Source organism: Microbulbifer thermotolerans (assembly GCF_001617625.1).
Classification (GTDB): Bacteria; Pseudomonadota; Gammaproteobacteria; order Pseudomonadales; family Cellvibrionaceae; genus Microbulbifer; species Microbulbifer thermotolerans.
Window position 1 is genome coordinate 2,324,181 of the sequence record NZ_CP014864.1, and the last position, 15,539, is coordinate 2,339,719.

General features: G+C 56.0%; 11 protein-coding genes. 3 read left to right on the forward strand and 8 right to left on the reverse strand.

What is annotated here, in order from left to right:
* Window positions 1-265: 265 nt before the first annotated feature.
* A complete protein-coding gene (locus tag A3224_RS16895) occupies window positions 266-646 on the forward strand; it encodes a DUF6559 family protein (RefSeq protein WP_139223312.1) in 381 nt (126 codons plus the stop codon).
* 92 nt (window positions 647-738) lie between these two features.
* On the opposite strand, the gene A3224_RS09855 is transcribed toward A3224_RS16895, so the two are convergent.
* Both A3224_RS09855 and A3224_RS09860 read right to left on the reverse strand, forming a co-directional pair.
* Window positions 739-1,479, reverse strand: coding sequence for an esterase/lipase family protein (locus A3224_RS09855; protein WP_067157787.1), 741 nt, complete (start codon window positions 1,477-1,479; stop codon window positions 739-741).
* A 700-nt stretch (window positions 1,480-2,179) separates the two neighbouring features.
* The gene (locus A3224_RS09860) at window positions 2,180-2,824 is read right to left on the reverse strand and encodes an SOS response-associated peptidase family protein (protein ID WP_067153928.1); all 645 of its coding nucleotides are present in this window, start codon (window positions 2,822-2,824) and stop codon (window positions 2,180-2,182) included.
* Between the two features lie 106 nt (window positions 2,825-2,930).
* On the opposite strand from A3224_RS09860, the gene A3224_RS09865 reads away from it, so the two are divergent.
* Window positions 2,931-3,788: a M90 family metallopeptidase gene (locus tag A3224_RS09865; RefSeq protein WP_067153931.1), complete on the forward strand. Its 858-nt coding sequence runs from the start codon at window positions 2,931-2,933 to the stop codon at window positions 3,786-3,788.
* Window positions 3,789-3,950: 162 nt separating this feature from the next.
* Here A3224_RS09865 and A3224_RS09870 read toward each other — a convergent pair whose 3' ends face one another.
* The 4 genes from A3224_RS09870 to A3224_RS09885 form a co-directional block, all read right to left on the reverse strand.
* Window positions 3,951-7,958, reverse strand: coding sequence for a translocation/assembly module TamB domain-containing protein (locus tag A3224_RS09870; protein WP_067153934.1), 4,008 nt, complete (start codon window positions 7,956-7,958; stop codon window positions 3,951-3,953).
* Window positions 7,958-9,751, reverse strand: coding sequence for an autotransporter assembly complex protein TamA (locus tag A3224_RS09875; protein WP_231902348.1), 1,794 nt, complete (start codon window positions 9,749-9,751; stop codon window positions 7,958-7,960). The genes A3224_RS09870 and A3224_RS09875 overlap by 1 nt, the downstream gene beginning before the upstream one ends.
* 280 nt (window positions 9,752-10,031) lie before the next feature.
* A complete protein-coding gene (locus A3224_RS09880; RefSeq protein ID WP_323054074.1) occupies window positions 10,032-10,487 on the reverse strand; it encodes a hypothetical protein in 456 nt (151 codons plus the stop codon).
* Between the two features lie 172 nt (window positions 10,488-10,659).
* Window positions 10,660-12,573 (reverse strand): acetoacetate--CoA ligase, encoded by a 1,914-nt coding sequence (locus A3224_RS09885; protein WP_067157793.1) that lies wholly within the window; start codon window positions 12,571-12,573, stop codon window positions 10,660-10,662.
* A 255-nt stretch (window positions 12,574-12,828) separates the two neighbouring features.
* Between A3224_RS09885 and A3224_RS09890 the strand changes: the two genes are divergently transcribed.
* On the forward strand, window positions 12,829-13,707 hold the full coding sequence (locus A3224_RS09890; protein ID WP_067157796.1) for a LysR family transcriptional regulator: 879 nt from the start codon (window positions 12,829-12,831) through the stop codon (window positions 13,705-13,707).
* Between the two features lie 130 nt (window positions 13,708-13,837).
* Here the strand turns inward: A3224_RS09890 and A3224_RS09895 are convergent, their stop codons facing one another.
* Both A3224_RS09895 and A3224_RS09900 read right to left on the reverse strand, forming a co-directional pair.
* Window positions 13,838-14,308, reverse strand: coding sequence for a Dps family protein (locus A3224_RS09895; protein ID WP_067153941.1), 471 nt, complete (start codon window positions 14,306-14,308; stop codon window positions 13,838-13,840).
* A 191-nt stretch (window positions 14,309-14,499) separates the two neighbouring features.
* A complete protein-coding gene (locus A3224_RS09900; RefSeq protein WP_067153944.1) occupies window positions 14,500-15,513 on the reverse strand; it encodes a Vgb family protein in 1,014 nt (337 codons plus the stop codon).
* Window positions 15,514-15,539: the final 26 nt, after the last annotated feature.

Sequence of the window (15,539 nt, forward strand, 5' to 3'; positions counted from 1 at the left end):
TGAGCGCCACAGAACTAACCAAAGCGTTCATGCGAATTAATCAGAGGTTCCCTAATTATTTCACACAGACGATGTAACTAACCTCTCAATTTGCCTCATCACATCCTTATTGCTGCGAAGCGATCTAATCAGAGGCTTTCATAACTCCGACCATAGCACATACCGAAAACAACTATTGACAGGATTAATATACTTCAAATACAAATAGTGGTTTATCAAGTATCAGACTCCATGTAGAGCTGTTTTTTGAGAGGTTACGCCATCCATGGCATTTTTTACTGGATTTATACTAAGAATAAAGAAAAATAGAGCAATAAAGTTGTATTTACGCAAACTTCCACGTCTGTTGCAAAAAGATTATGGAAGATCCAAGCGGTATCGACCAAGGCAGGTAAGAGCCACAATCGAGAGGTCTGGTCTTCCGGTAGAATTTTCTTGCTACGCAATTTTAATATTTTGCTCGAAAAAAGCCTTTGACCGCTATCACACGGAAATGGGAGAAACCTGCGATTATGAAGCGATGCGCAGCTATGTAGGAAACCTATTCTTCAATGGAAACACAAATTTTAGCGCCCATGAAGTCTTACCTTCCAGCACTGATTTTGATGGAGGTTTTCATGGCATAGATACTGGAGGTTCGGATTGATACTTTCAACAGAAACTGATAGCCACAGATAAAAATCCGCGATTTTCTCTCATAATTTATCTTCTACAGATGCCCAATACTTATCTGCGATGCTACTTCAGTTCGCTCACTTCATCATCTCTAGATTGCTCAGGATTACTATGTGAAAATTCTCCGAACTCCAAAAAGTGTAGAACCTGCTCGATAACTTCATTATTTTTCATCATAAATGGATGCGTAACCGGCATCACTATATGATCCTTCATGCCCTCCAACTTCGTATTTTCGACGGAAACTTTTCCGTCATCCGGATTTGGAAGCATCGTAGACAAAATTGGATTTATGCTTCTGCTTCCCGCGATAACCCCCAAGCTGAAAGTTGCAGGTCCCAGAGAGTTTGGCACACTGGACTTATCTGTACCGAGCTGCAATCCAGCAGGGCCATTGACTGCCTTAAAGCCCGGTACATTTTTTAGATTATCTACCACCTCGCTCCCTCGATTCGGTGGTCCGAGCATCACCACATGCTTTAAGTTTGGTATTTCATACTCAGACAAATACTGCCGAACAATAATCCCGCCCATAGAGTGGGTTACAAAACTTACAGGAACTCCCTCTGGACATCTTTCTAATGCTTTTGGAATTGTATCTTCAGAAAGCAGTGCAATCTCGCTTTCTCGTGATGGATAACCCATATTCACCGCATAATAGCCTGCTTCTTCGAGTGCGTTAGACATCTTAGACATTGATGACTCAGATCTCGCCAGCCCATGCAATAAAATCACACAATCAGAAGCGACAGCATCCATTGATACGAGTAAGCAGGTTACAAATAAAATTAAACTTTTTCTCATGACATCCCAATATTTACACAGCCAACATGTAGAGCGCATACATATTCCATGGAAACTTCACCCAAATGCATTACCAAATACCGCTTGACCACTTATTTTCCATTTTTATATAACTTTCATTTTTTGTGAGATTATAACATTACCATCTAATAACATTTAAAATTGTCAAATACTTTCATCTACCACCCATTTTTTCTCAACCGGTGATACCCCATCCATTCTGTCAATTCACCCCCATGAAATTTAAGAGTGGTCCTCGGTTAGACTGATAGTCGCCAGACATTCAATCCAAAAAGGAAATAACCGTGATCCACGACAATGAGAATACAGCAATATCCGCTATAGCTGAAATCCTTTCTAAACAAGGCTTTATGAGCTGGCTTCGGATCTCTAGGTGCCACTCAAAGAGCCGATGCTGATAGAGAAAGAGCAGTGCCTGGGATATGCCCTTCTACGAGTGCTCAGAGAATCCCAGGAGATTTTCCAACGGCTTTAAGCAGAAGCGTATACATATTCATACGGGAGCGTTGGGAAGTTATGCCCACCTTTAGCTCGATACCCGTTACAAATAAGTTTTCATGGTGGCAGCGTGCTCGGCTGTGTGGTACTGATGACAGTAGGGGTGGATGACTCTGGCAAACGGAATACGCAGAGTTGCTCAGTCTCATTATCGGAGAAAGAATTTAGTTTCAATACATCATCAGCCGAGTATCACCCTATCCCCTGCATATTCTGTAGATGTAGCTCGCACCAACGGCTGTACAGCTAATGGCTGCCCAGCGTATTCAATATGCAGCTGCAGATAGGGTTCAAAGAGAGCGGTGTCGTGCCCGCCCTTGAGCCACTGTTCCACAAAGTGTTTGTCCGCCGGCGCAATCATGGGAAGGGATTTTTCGTGATATTTGCGGGTTTTTGGGTGTGCGGAGATGGTGATGATAGAGCAGCTGAGTATATCGCCCCAGGTTTTGTATAAACCGCAGAAGAAGAAAGGCTGGCCGTAACTGAATTCCACCGGATTTTTTCCATGCAGGCTTTCCACCCAGGCGGTGGCGGGTACCAGGCAGCGTGAATTGTGGTATTCGGGGCGTTTATCCAGCTTCTGCCAGTTGCTGTTGATAGACCAGTATTTGCGGTGGGGTTTCCAGTTTTCGCCGTCGCGTTCAAGGTACAGATGCCAAATGGCGTTTTCCACTTCAGGCCTACCGTGCCTGGCGGTGACAATGGATACCTGCTGAGTGGGGCGCCGCCGCCGGCCAAACAACATGCGCTGCGGGTTATGTACACCATAGTCTTCGAGAAAGCGCTCGATACCAGCGTCATCGTTTACATCAAATACACTGCACATGACATCTCTCCGGGGATTATTGCGCTGGTCGCTTTGCGCTTCTGTGGATATAGTAGCCTTGTTTTTTCCAAGGCGTTACGCCGAATTGTTGTTCTCACTAAATACCATGATCGAATTTCTGGCCATCGTTCTCTTCGCAGCCCTGCTCTGGCTGATACCGCCTTATTATCAGCGCTTGCGCCGGTATTATCTGCGCTCGCGACCGCTCAGCTCAGAGCAACTACAGTTGCTGGCACAGTGGCTGCCGCTCTACCGATATTTGCCGGCAGAGCAGAAGCGGGAGTTCCAGGGTAATATGGCGCTCTTTCTGCACGAAAAAGCCTTCGTCGGCTGCGAAGGCCTTTTGGTTACCGAAGCAATGCGTGTGGCCGTGGCGGCGCACGCCTGCCTTTTGCTACTTGGCAGGGAGAACCGCTGTTATCCGGATCTCTACACTGTGTTGCTCTACCCCACTACCTATGTCGCCCGGGAAATTCATCGAGAGGGGTATATCGAAACCACGGCACACAGTGTACGCGAGGGGGAGGCCCACTACCGGGGCCCGGTGGTTTTGTCCTGGGGGGATTTGGAAGACGATATTCTCCACCCTGAAAACGGGCGCAATGTGGCGCTGCATGAGTTTGCGCACAAAATCGATGAGGAGGACGGTGCCTATGACGGCCGCCCACTTCGCGTCGAAAATGGCAGACGTTGGTCCGAAGTATTCGGGGACGAGTTTGAAAAGTTGCGCCGACGCCTGAAACACGAGGAGACAATAGCGGATCAACAAGGCGCGGCGCCTGTTCTGGACCTCTACGGCGCCGAGTCTCCGGCGGAGTTCTTCGCGGTGGCCACGGAGGCCTTTTTCGTTATCCCGCACGAGATGCGCGCTGCACATCCGCAACTTTACCGGGAGCTGAGCAGTTTTTACCGGATGGATCCGGCGGCCTTATTGCCTTCACACGGTTTCAATACATCCGTTTAAGCACCGCCAAACCCTATGCTTCGCTGGCGCGAATCGAACAGGGAATCTCTGATTAAGGCGTTATGCCGATATAGATACGTTGACGCCCGATGGAAAGCGCATTCCATTGCCTGAGCGCCCCAAAACCCAATACAGCTTCCGTACGAATTCCTCAAAGGCTCCTTAATAATCTTTTTTCCATTGCAGCTCCACACTACCACCGCCACTATCCCCTTCATCGGCGGACTGGATTTCCAGATTCAGTTTACGCCGCAGTTCCACTTGCATCTCCGCCTGCCAGGGGTTGAGCGGATCTGTACTGCGCTGCAGCTCGATGTAAATGCGGTTAGTGATGTACTTACCGAGGCTGAGGGCGTACTGGTCACCTTCGTCTGTGGCTTCCTGTTCAATGTCGAGGGTGTCCACCCCCAGCAGTTCGCGGGTTTTGGCCATTGGGTTAAATGAAGCGCCGCCGCTTTGCAAACTGCGCACCACACCCACCAGGCGCACTGCCTGCAATGGGGATATATCCGACAGGGATTTTCCAAACAACAGCTGGGCAAAAATCTCGTCCTGGGCAGCCTCGGGAGTGGAACTGAAGGTCACGTCGAGATCATCGGTGGTTCCGGAAATTTCCGCGGTGATCTCGCCGTCGCTGTATTCATACAGGCCCGTCACGTAGATGGCGGCGATATTGTTCTCAAAACGCACCTGCCCTTCCTCCAGCTCGAATTTTTTACCCAGCAGATCGAAACTGCCGCGCACGATGTTCAATTCGCCGGAGGCATCAGGGCTTGCTGCGGTGCCGCCGATTTTGACCTGGCCGCGCAGCTGGGAGTCGAGTCCAAGGCCGCGGATAAAGGACTGCTTGTCCAAATCCACGGCGACGTCCAGCGCGATATTGCGCAGCAGTGGCGACGCTTGCTCAGTTTCCGGACCATCCTCGTCTACTTCCACCACTTCAATTTCCGGCACGCTGCCGCCGATCAGTTGTTCTATCTGTACGGAAAACGGCTCTAGTGTCAGACTGCCGTTCAGCATCGCGTCTCCGGTGGTTCCGGTCAGGGCCAGATTGCCGGAAACGGCACCGCGTACCGCCGGAGAGTTGAGCAGATAGGCTTCGTCCGCGCGCAGTTCAAAATTGAACGAGGGCGGCATTTGTGAGGGAAAAGTCAAGGCGCCAGCGAGACTGAGACGGCCCTTGTCGCCGGCTTGCGCGCTGGCGCTTGCGATGCGCCACTCGGCGGGCGTCAGATTCACCGCCATGTCGATATCGCGCAGGCGGGTACTGCTGGGCCTGTGCTCATAGCCGCCATTATCGACGGTTATATGTCCGTTGAGCTTGGGGCTGGCGAAATCGCCGTCGGCAATGACACTGAAGTTCAGGGCGCCGCGCAAGGCGTGGATTTCCGGATCGATAAATTCCGCCACCACAGACAGGTCCGCACTGCCGCTGCTCTCCAGCCACAGCGGCAGCGGCACTGTCTCCGCTCCCGGCACGCGCTCGGCAAACAGCTGTTCCAGAATGGGCGCCAGAGCCATTCTGGCTTGGGCATCCACTGCGCTGCGGCTGCCTTGACTGGCTAGCAGGGAAAGGGACAGGTTCCGGCCTTCGGAATGCCAGTGGAGCTGCGCACTGAGTGGGGCGGCGCCTGCGGTCCCCGCTCCACCGCTGATACTCAATTCTCCGTTCAGTTGCGGCTGGCGAGGGCTTCCGGCCGCCGTGGCGCTAAGAGTCATCAAACCGTTTTCAGCCAGCTCTGCGGGCAATCCAAGGTTCAGATCCGCGAGTGCGGCTTGGCCGCGGATAGTCAGATCCAATTGTTCGGCATTCAGCTTGCCATGCACGCTCAGACGGTTGCGCTCTGCCCATAGCAGTTCCAGACCCGCCAGATCCAGACGCGCACTGGCGTAACGCAAATCCCCCTGTAATTGCCAGGGGGCATTGCGGAATTCTCCCAGGGCGAAGAGTTTGACACTGGCCTGGGGCTGGTCGAAGGGGCCGGAAAAACGGCCATCGAGACTGATGTCTCCCACCAGCGAAGCGGGCAGCGCCACGCCCGCCAGTTCCGCCAGGGACAAGGGGATGTTGTGTCCGCTCACTTGCCCACTGGCATGTGCCTGGCCGATATCCAAGACGCCGTTGACTTCCAGCCAGGCATTGCCGGCACGCGCTGACTGAATCGCTTCTTCCACCAGAACCGCTGTGGCACCGCGGTACTGTCTCGCCGCCATATCCGCTTCCGTCAGCTTCTCCGGCCCCGTTGGCAGAGCGGAAGCTGGCCCCTGCTCGCCAGCCCAGTCCCGCAGTTCAAAGCCGCTGTACCCGCTGCCGGCTGCCAGTTCCAGCCGCAGCCGCTCGAAAGTGAGTGCTTCCGGGTTACCGGCGGCGGCACCACTCAGCTTGTAGCGGTAGTTCTGATACTGTCCGTCGGAGTTCAGGCGGGCTTCCAGGTGTGGATTGGCCCAGGGGCCAGAGATCTCCAGCGCTGTGTCCAGATCCACAGAGATTCCTTCCGCTGCCGCCAGCTGCAGTTCCCGCGCCGGGCGGAAATCTCGCCCTTTCACTGCGAGCGCCAGCTGCAGGGATTTGTCCGCGATGGCGATGACTCCGTCAGCCGTTATTTGAACGGTGTCGCTGAGGAAGTGAAACTCGCTCAGTTTTAGCGCCTCTAAATCACCCGACACCGCGGCGCTCAAGTGGCCACGCATCTGCCGGTAGGCGGGCGTTGCCGCCAGGCGCCCGCTCAGCGCCGGGTTTTTCCATGGACCTTTGGCGGCAATCTGCAGGCGTTCCAGGGCGCCATCCAGGTCCTCCGGAATTGCCACCCCGTCCGTGCCCGGAAGTACGGCCAGAAGGGCGCGCAGCTCGTCGAGCGTCAGGCGCTGAATAGTGCCCTGCAGGTCCAGGGTTTCCCCCCCCAGATCCACCTGGCCCGCAGCGCCTATGGTGGCTTCTGCATAATCCAGGGTCGCGGTATCTAGGTGAATAATTTTGTCACGGGTTTGCACTTTCGCCTGCAGGTGCAGGGGTTGTGGCTGGTCTTCGGCCCTGGCGCGGAAGTGGCTGTCCAGATCCAAAATACCGGATATGGATGGCAGCGGCATGGAGCCGCGCACGCTGAGGTCCGCGCTGAGAGAGCCGCCCACCAGGTAGTGCTGCCAGGGTTGGGAGATGGCCACCGGCAGGCGCTGGAATTTGATTTCCGCGTCCACCTTGTCGGCGCTGATACTGCCGGCGATGCGATGCCGGCTGTCATCGACTTCCAGTAACAACGCTTGTGTGGAGATCTGCCACGGGGAAAACAGGATCTCGACATCCCCGGACAGAGCAAAGTGGTGATTCACCAGCGGCAGGGAAAATGTCTCGATATCCGCCAGCAAACGACCATCCAATTGCCGCAGGGAAACACTGCCATCCACATCCAGTGCCTGCCCCTCCGGCAGCTGCAGCTGCTTACCTGCAAAGCCCCCGGCCCCTTCACTGGCAGAAAACGCCAGCCGGTAGCGCCCGGGTTGTGTTTCTCTGCCGGTCAGCGATAAGCGGAGGCCGCCCCCCTTGTGTTCCCGTACTTCCAACGACAACCGCGCCGGTTCCCGCAGCCAGCGGTAGCGGCCACTGGCACTGACAGAGACCACCGGCAGTTCCGGCATGCGGCTGTCTATGAGCTGCAGCCGGTCGACGTTGAGCGCACCGAGGCGCACGGCGGGCACCGACAGAGGTGTCCGTGAAGGTTCTGTGTTTTCCTCTTGCGGGTGTGCGGCCAGCAGGGTGTTGAGAAGGTCAATATCGAAGGTCAATTCAGCCGCATCGAGCGCAGCGATATCGATACGGCCGCGCAACAATCCGCCCAGGTCGATATCCAGCGCAAGTGCACGGGCCTGCGCCAGAGTGTCGCTGTCATGGTCGATTTTCAGACGGGAGAAAGACCATTGACCCAGATGGCCACTGGAGATTGCGCCTGCGTCGATGTGCAGTTGTGGGTGCCACTGCTGCGCGGCGTAGATAGCGCCCCGCGTCAGAGTGACGCGTCCGGATTCAGTACCCAGCAGATAAAACAGGGAAAAGCCCGCCAGGACAACGAGTGAAAAAAGCAGTGAAACGCGCCCGCTGAACGCCTGCCACAGGCACTTGAGCAAAATCCCCATGGCTCGGGTATAACCGGCCAACAGTGCCATGACCGCTTTCATCAGAAGGCCTGCCCCAGGCTCACATAGACCTGAAAGTCATCATCTATGTCCTCGCGCTTATCCAGGGGAAAGGCGATATCGAAGCGCAGGGGCGCGAAGGAAGTGTTATAGCGAACGCCGAAACCGGCGCCCCAGTAGAGATCGGAGAAATCGGGGCTGGGGTCCGCGTAGGCATTTCCGCCGTCCAGAAACAATACCCCACCCCAAGATTTGCTGAAACGGAAGCGCCCTTCGATAGAAAGCTCACTGAGGGCGCGACCGCCGATCGGATCACTTAACGAGGTCTCGCCATCGCTCGATACCACCAGCCGTGGCCCCAGCGCCTGGTAGGCATAGCCGCGCACGGAGCCTCCGCCACCGGCGTAGAAGCGCTCGTCGGCGGGAATATCCAGGTTCTCAATCCCGGAAATCACCCCGGCCTTGATTCGCAGGGCCAAAGTCGGCTGGTAGCGCAGGGTCTCGGCCGTCTTGTAACCAGTGAGCACCAGCGTGTTTTTGATAAAAGTGGTACTCGTGTTGCCCAAATCGACGTAGGGCCGGACTTCCAGCGCCACAGTGGCACCGCGACGGGCATCCAGCAATTTATCGGTGGTATCCCATTTCATTCCCAGGGGAAAGGAAAGTAGTTGGTAATTCTCGTCGCTGCTGTCGTCTTCTGCGCTGGCCAGCTCTTCACTTTCTTCAACTTCACTGAATTTCAGCTCGGCACCTATGCTGGCGGTGCGGTGCTTGCTGAGTTTGCGCGCTACCGTGGCCCCCAGGGTGATGGCTTTAGCCTGGTACGAATCTCGATCCTCGTTGGATAGTTCTGCAGAGGCGGATAGGTTCTGTTCTCGGCTGAAAAAACGCGGTGCCAGGAGTTCTCCCTTCAGCGTCTGCTGCACCGGATTCACTTTTGCTTCGACTTCAATTTTTTCTCCCCGGCGCAAAATATTGCGGTGCTCCCAACCGGCGGAAAAGCCAGCGCCTTCATCGGAGGTGTAACCCACCCCCAGACTCACCGTACGGTGATGGCGCTCTTGTAAGGTAAAAGTAATATCCACCAAGCCGCCGTAAGGTTCAGATACCCGGGTATTGGCGCTGGAGATCAGATTGGTGCGCAGGAGGCGCAGGCGGGCGGCATCGATTTTACCCCGATTGAAACAGTCGCCGCTGTTCAACTGTAACTTGTCGCGTAGGTAGGCGGGTTCCACCGAGGTCAGCCCTTCGAGGTAAACTTCCCCTACCCTGACATCGGGGCTGGGGGCGACCCGATACTCCAACCGCGCCGCCGCCTCACTGTGTATCACGGTGGCTTTGTAACTGACATCAATTTCGAGCAGGCAAGCATTGTCAGCCAAGTACTGCTTGATACGGTTAACCCCTGCAAGCACCTTTTCCGCCACCAGAGGATCTCCCACCTCCAAGGGCAGGCCGCCCAAACCTTCACGCAGAGACTCCGGCATTGTTACCGACAGGCTTTTGATCCGGTACCTGGGGCCGGGCTTGACCCGGTAGAGAATGTCTCCGTCACTGACAGCCTGGCGCACCCAGGCATCGTAATAGCCGAGTGAACGCAGCAGTTTTTCCAGCGTGCCCCGTTCGTAGCGCGCTACCTCTCGGGGATCTTTGTAGCTCTTTAAGGTACTGTCACTTTTGCGCAGTTTCTCCAGCTCATCGCGCAATTGCTCTTGCAGCTCGCGGTCACCCTGCACGCGCAGTTTGAATCCGGGCAATTGATCGAGGAAGGGTATCGCCAGTGCCGGTAGCGCCGTCGATAACAATAACCCGCTCAGCAGGAGTGGAATGAACACACGCAAAAGACTTAGGAACCTCTGATTAAGCCGCTTCCTGGCGATAGTGATACTTCGAGGCCGGATGCGAAGCTCAGGTGATGGCATGGACATGTCGAGGCCGCCCCATACGGGGAAGGGAGCGACGGGGACGCATTCTGCGTTTTCGGCATGTCCATCCCATTGCCTGAGCGCCCCGAGACAACCGACAGCGCTCATGCGAATAAATCAGACGTTCCCTATCCGTTGCCGACAATAGAGTTTCCGATTCCGGTTGCGCACAAAAGTTGCATCGCGCCCGTCACTGGCGCGGCGCGTCCCTTTCCAACAGCGGATTGCAGTCGCGGATAATCACCCGGCCTTCAAGCAGATTGCCTTTGGAATACTCAGAGAAGATACAGCGGTTGGTCTCTGGGTCATAGTTTTCGACCCACAGGTTGTCATCCTTCCAGGTGGCACCGATATGGCGCTGTCCTTTCGGTACCGAAATGTACATCACACCGCCAAAACGTTTGACGAAAACCTGTTCGAAGTGGAAGTAATAAGCAAACCAGCCGACCAGGAAAAAGATACCGGCAAAGATGGCACCCGCCTTGAGACTGCCCAGGCGACTGCCGGCAAAGAGAGACAAAACGACCAAGGCGATTACCGCCGCCCAGTAAAAGTATGTGACCATCACTATCCATCCGTGTTTGTATCGCCGATAGGTTAGCGCAGATTTGCCCTCGGCAGAACGGTCGTTGGCGATCGCCGTCATTTCGACGGGTTTTCCAATATTGCAGCCCCTAGAGAATCTCCGGTAAATCCGCGTGCTGGCGGTAACGAGACGCGATATCCTGGAACTAGCTGCAGCACTTGCGCGGATTCACCAGAGGTGCCTCAAGGCGCCCTCCCAAACACGGCTTGTCTTTATGACAAGCCGACGACAGTCAGTCCTCCATCAGCGCTGGCAGGTTTTCGTAAAGTTTCAGGGCTTCCGGATTGGCTAATGCCTCCACATTCTTCACCGGCTTGCCGTGTACTACATTGCGCACCGCCAACTCCACGATTTTGCCGCTGATGGTGCGGGGGATGTCCGCAACCTGCACCACCTTGGCGGGGACATGGCGCGGCGTGGTATTGGCGCGGATGGTGCTGCGAATCTTCTGTACCAGATCATCGTTCAGTTCGATACCTTCGCGCAGCACCACGAACAGTACTACCCGCACATCGCCCTTCCACTCCTGGCCAATGCAGATGCTGTCGAGCACTTCCTCTACCTTTTCCACTTGGCGGTAGATCTCCGCAGTGCCGATACGCACACCACCGGGATTCAGCACTGCATCGGAGCGGCCGTAGATCACCACCCCCTCGTGCTCGGTAATCTCCGCATAGTCACCATGCGCCCAGACGCCCGGCCAGTTGTCAAAGTAAGCACTTCGGTATTTGCAGTCGTCCTCGTCGTTCCAGAAGCCGATGGGCATACACGGAAACGATTTGGTACAGACCAGTTCGCCTTTTTCACCGACAACGGGCCGCCCGTCGTCATCCCACACTTCCACTGCCATACCCAACCCGCGACACTGCAGTTCGCCCGCGTAGACTGGCAGGGTGGGGTTGCCGAGGGCGAAGCAGGAAATAATGTCAGTGCCGCCGGAGATGGAAGACAAGCACAGATCAGTCTTGATATCCCGGTAAACGTACCGAAAACCCTCGTGGGCCAAAGGCGAACCAGTGGAGAGCACCGCGCGCAGCTTCTCCAGCCGATGGGTCTCACGCGGCTTGCTGCCGGATTTCTCCAGCGCGGCGATATATTTGGCACTGGTACCGAAAATACTGATGTGCTCCTCATCCACCATATCCCAGAGGCTCTCCGCCGCGGGGTAGAAAGGCGAACCGTCAAACAACACCAGGGTGGCACCGCTGGCCAGACCGCTCACCAGCCAGTTCCACATCATCCAGCCACAGGTGGTGAAATAGAAGAGCGTGTCCTCGCGCTTCAGATCACAGTGCAGGCGGTGCTCCTTCAAATGCTGCAGCAGTGTGCCGCCAGCACCGTGGACAATGCACTTGGGTACGCCGGTCGTGCCGGACGAGTACATGATGTAAAGCGGATGGTTGAATTCGGTTTGTGTAAAGGTGAGCGCCCGCTCCGGTGCCGCATCGACAAAGGCGTCCAGCGTCACAGCTTTCTCCAGGGTGCCCACCGCCGCAGCCGTGTCCTCCGAGGAGCGCGCCACCGGCACCACCACCATACGCTCGATGGAATCGATACGCGCCACTATCTCTGTCAGACGCGGCAGCGAGTCGATGGTTTTGCCGTTGTAGAAATAGCCTTCACAGGCGAAAAGGACCTTGGGCTGCACCTGGCCAAAGCGGTCCAGTACACCATTGATACCAAAGTCCGGCGAACAGGATGTCCAGATCGCTCCGAGGCTTGTGGTGGCCAGCATGGCGACAACGGTGTCGATAATATTCGGCATAAAGCCGGCCACCCGGTCCCCCCGCTCCACGCCCTGGGCCACCAGGGCCGCGGCCAGTCGCTCCACGCGCCGGTAGAGCTCGGCATAGGTCAGTTGGCGGCGCCTGCCGTTTTCCAGCCGCTCTACCAGGGCGATCCGCTCGTCCCGGTAGCGCAGCAGGTTCTCGGCGAAGTTGAGCCGCGCATCGGGAAACCACTCGGCGCCGGGCATCGTATCGCGGGCCAGTGCCCGTTCACCGCGCTGGCTGGCGATCACTCCGGCAAAATCCCATAAGTCGCTCCAGAACGCCTCCCGCTTGTCCACGGACCAACGGTACAGCTCGGAATAATCCGCCAGACTCAGGCCGTGCCGCTCATTGGTCCGGCGGCGAAACTGATCCATCTGGGTGGCAGCAATCGCTTGCTCGGTCGGTCGCCACAGGGGCTGGACATTATTGTTGTTCATCTCTGTTGACCCTAATTCGCTCGTTTTTGTCAAGGGTAGTCGCTTTCCCATCGCTGCCCATTATTCGCATCGGCGCGATGCGAACAATCATGCCTTGGTCTAACAGTTAAAACTATTTTAAATTTTCTAGTATTTGTTAAATTCTATTTAACATTACTATCAGAAAATAGGCGAAAGCCCCGGGGAGTGACCGTGAGCGCTACCGTCAAACAACTGCGTGCCTTCGTTGCCGTAGCGCACAGCCGAAACCTGGCCGAGGCCAGCGCCCAACTGCATATTTCCCAGCCCGCACTGTCGGTAGCAATCCGCAATCTGGAAACTATTGCCGGCGGCCCTCTGTTCAGCCGCGACAGCCGCCAGTTGACATTGACCCCGGAGGGACGCGAATTCCTCGGCCGCGCTGAACAGCTGCTGCGCAGCTGGGACCAGTCTCTGGAGGCCATACAACAGCGTTTCCATCTACAGCGCGGCCAACTAACGCTGGCGGCAATTCCCGCCTTTGCCCTGAATCAACTACCCGCACTGCTGGCGAATTTTCACCAGGCCTACCCAGCAATCGACATAGTGCTGGAGGATATTGTTATGGAGCGGGTCATACAGGCGGTGCAAGAACAACGCGCGGAGGTGGGCATCAGTTTCCGCCCGGATCAGCTGGAGGGGTTGGATTTCCTGCCCTTTGCCCGCGACCGCTTTATCGCCGTACTGCCGATGGACCATGCCCTGGCTGGGAGACCGTCGTTGCGCTGGAGTCATCTCGCCGCCGAACCGTTTATTTGTATGAACCGCGGCTCAGCGGTACGGCGCTGGACGGATCAAGCTTTTTCTCAATGCGGCAGGCCGGTGCGACGCCTTTGCGAGGCCAATCAGCTGAGCACCATCGGGCGACTGGTGAAGGCGGGACTGGGCCTCAGTGCCGTACCCAGCATGTGTGAAAACCAGATGACCGAGTACGGTCTCAAGTGCCTGCCTTTGTCCGCGCCGGTGGTGGCGCAGGAGGTCGGTGCCTTGATCAAAAGCCACGGCGCACTATCCGCGCCCGCAAAGGCATTTTTGGCGCTGCTTTCGGACTAACACCGCTAGTGCCGCACTGGCGGAAAGCTCTCAGAGGCGCCGGGGAAAGTTGCCGCCCCACAAAAGGGGGCGGCAGATCTGTGAGAGGGTTGCCGCAAAGCGCCGCTGCGGCAAAGGGGGGTATCGGGATTTAACTAGCTGTGGCCCGTAGCATCCAGGCTGTCTTTTCGTGCACGCGCATGCGATCGGAAACCAGGGCCAGGGTGGATTCGTCCCCGCCCGCCTGAGCGGCTTTGAGCACCTCACGGCAGGTTTTGACCACCTGCTCGTGGCCCTGAGTGAGGATCTCCACCATTTTTTCGGCTTCAGGAATTTCCACCACTTCCTTGATGGAGCTGAGCTGCGCAAATGCCTGGTAGGTACCCGGCGCCGGAGCCCCCAGGGTGCGGATGCGCTCGGCGATATCGTCCACCGCTTGCGCCAACTCGGTGTACTGCTCTTCGAACATCAAGTGCAGCTCGCGGAACATAGGGCCTGTCACATTCCAGTGGAAATTGTGTGTCTGCAGATACAGGGTATAACTGTCCGCCAGGAGACGCTTCAGTCCGCTGGCAATATTTTCGCGATCTTTGGCGTCAATACCGATATCTATCTTTTGCATGAATAACCTCGTCTTTTGGGCTTTCCGGTTTAAACCGTTCCGAATCAGCAGGGAGCCTTTGTCTGATCCCCGTCCAAGAAAAATACGATCCGCCTCTCAGCCCCCCCTGAACGAACAACAGAACACGCACAAAGGTTCATGGGTGCCATGGATCACGCTCGGCATTCTTCCATTACAACCGGCACCAGCGCTCAGGAACGGGGTTTTCCCTGCGCCAGATAACCGGTATCCACTCCAAACCAGAAACTGCCGTCCTCGCTGTTGAAGTACATATGGCGCACATTACCACCGCTGGGAATCCGGCTTTCGCTGACAAACGCCTCGGCCTCCATGTCGAAGGCGAGCAGGCGATTGGGAATAACTCCGGTATCGGCAATCCAGATCCGCCCATTGCCGTCCAGTGCGGTTCCGTAGGGGCGCGGCGACTCGCCGGGCAGCTTCCACTCAGTAAACTTTCCGGATTCAGGAACATAGCGGCCTAGATAGCCTTCCGCATAGTCCACGTACCAGATATTACCGTTGGCATCTACCTCCAGCCTGCGCGGGCGCGCGTCGGAACGGGGAAGTGCAACCTCGGTGAGCGCCATGGTACGCGGCTCCACCCAGGCCAATTTGTTGGTCCCAAACAGGGCGATCCAGGGCCGGCAGTTTTTGTCCACCTTGATACCGTAAGGACGCGCCCGTGCGGTTTTGGGCGCCACCACTTTCACTTCACCACTGGACACATTCAGCCAGCCGATACGGTTGCTGTTCTGGGCGGTAAACCAAATATTGCCGTCGCACCCGAAAATCAGTGTATGCGGATCTTCAACGCCCTCGGGCATGGGAAAACGCTGTATTTCCCCGCTTTGCGGATTCAAACGTCCTATATGCGCATTGCGGTTACCCGCATACCAGATTTGATCCCCGTCTCCAACAATCAGGTTGTGCGGATGGGAGCCGTCCGGAACGGAAAACTGTTTGAATATGCCGCTGACCGGTGAAAAGCGGCCGATATAGTTACCTCCCTGACCGCAAAACCAGACATCGCCCTGGGCGTCCACATGAGGGTCCCTGGGGCGCCCGCCCCAGGGGACCTTCCATTCGTTCAAAACCAGCTTGTCCTGCAGGGCACTGCCCTGTGCGGCGATATCGGCGGAAAGCAGCAAGAGAGCAACGGATGCGACGAAAAGTGAAAAAGGGAACCGACGGGAAAAATTGTACATTTCTGGCTCCGGTCCTTGGTATCCAA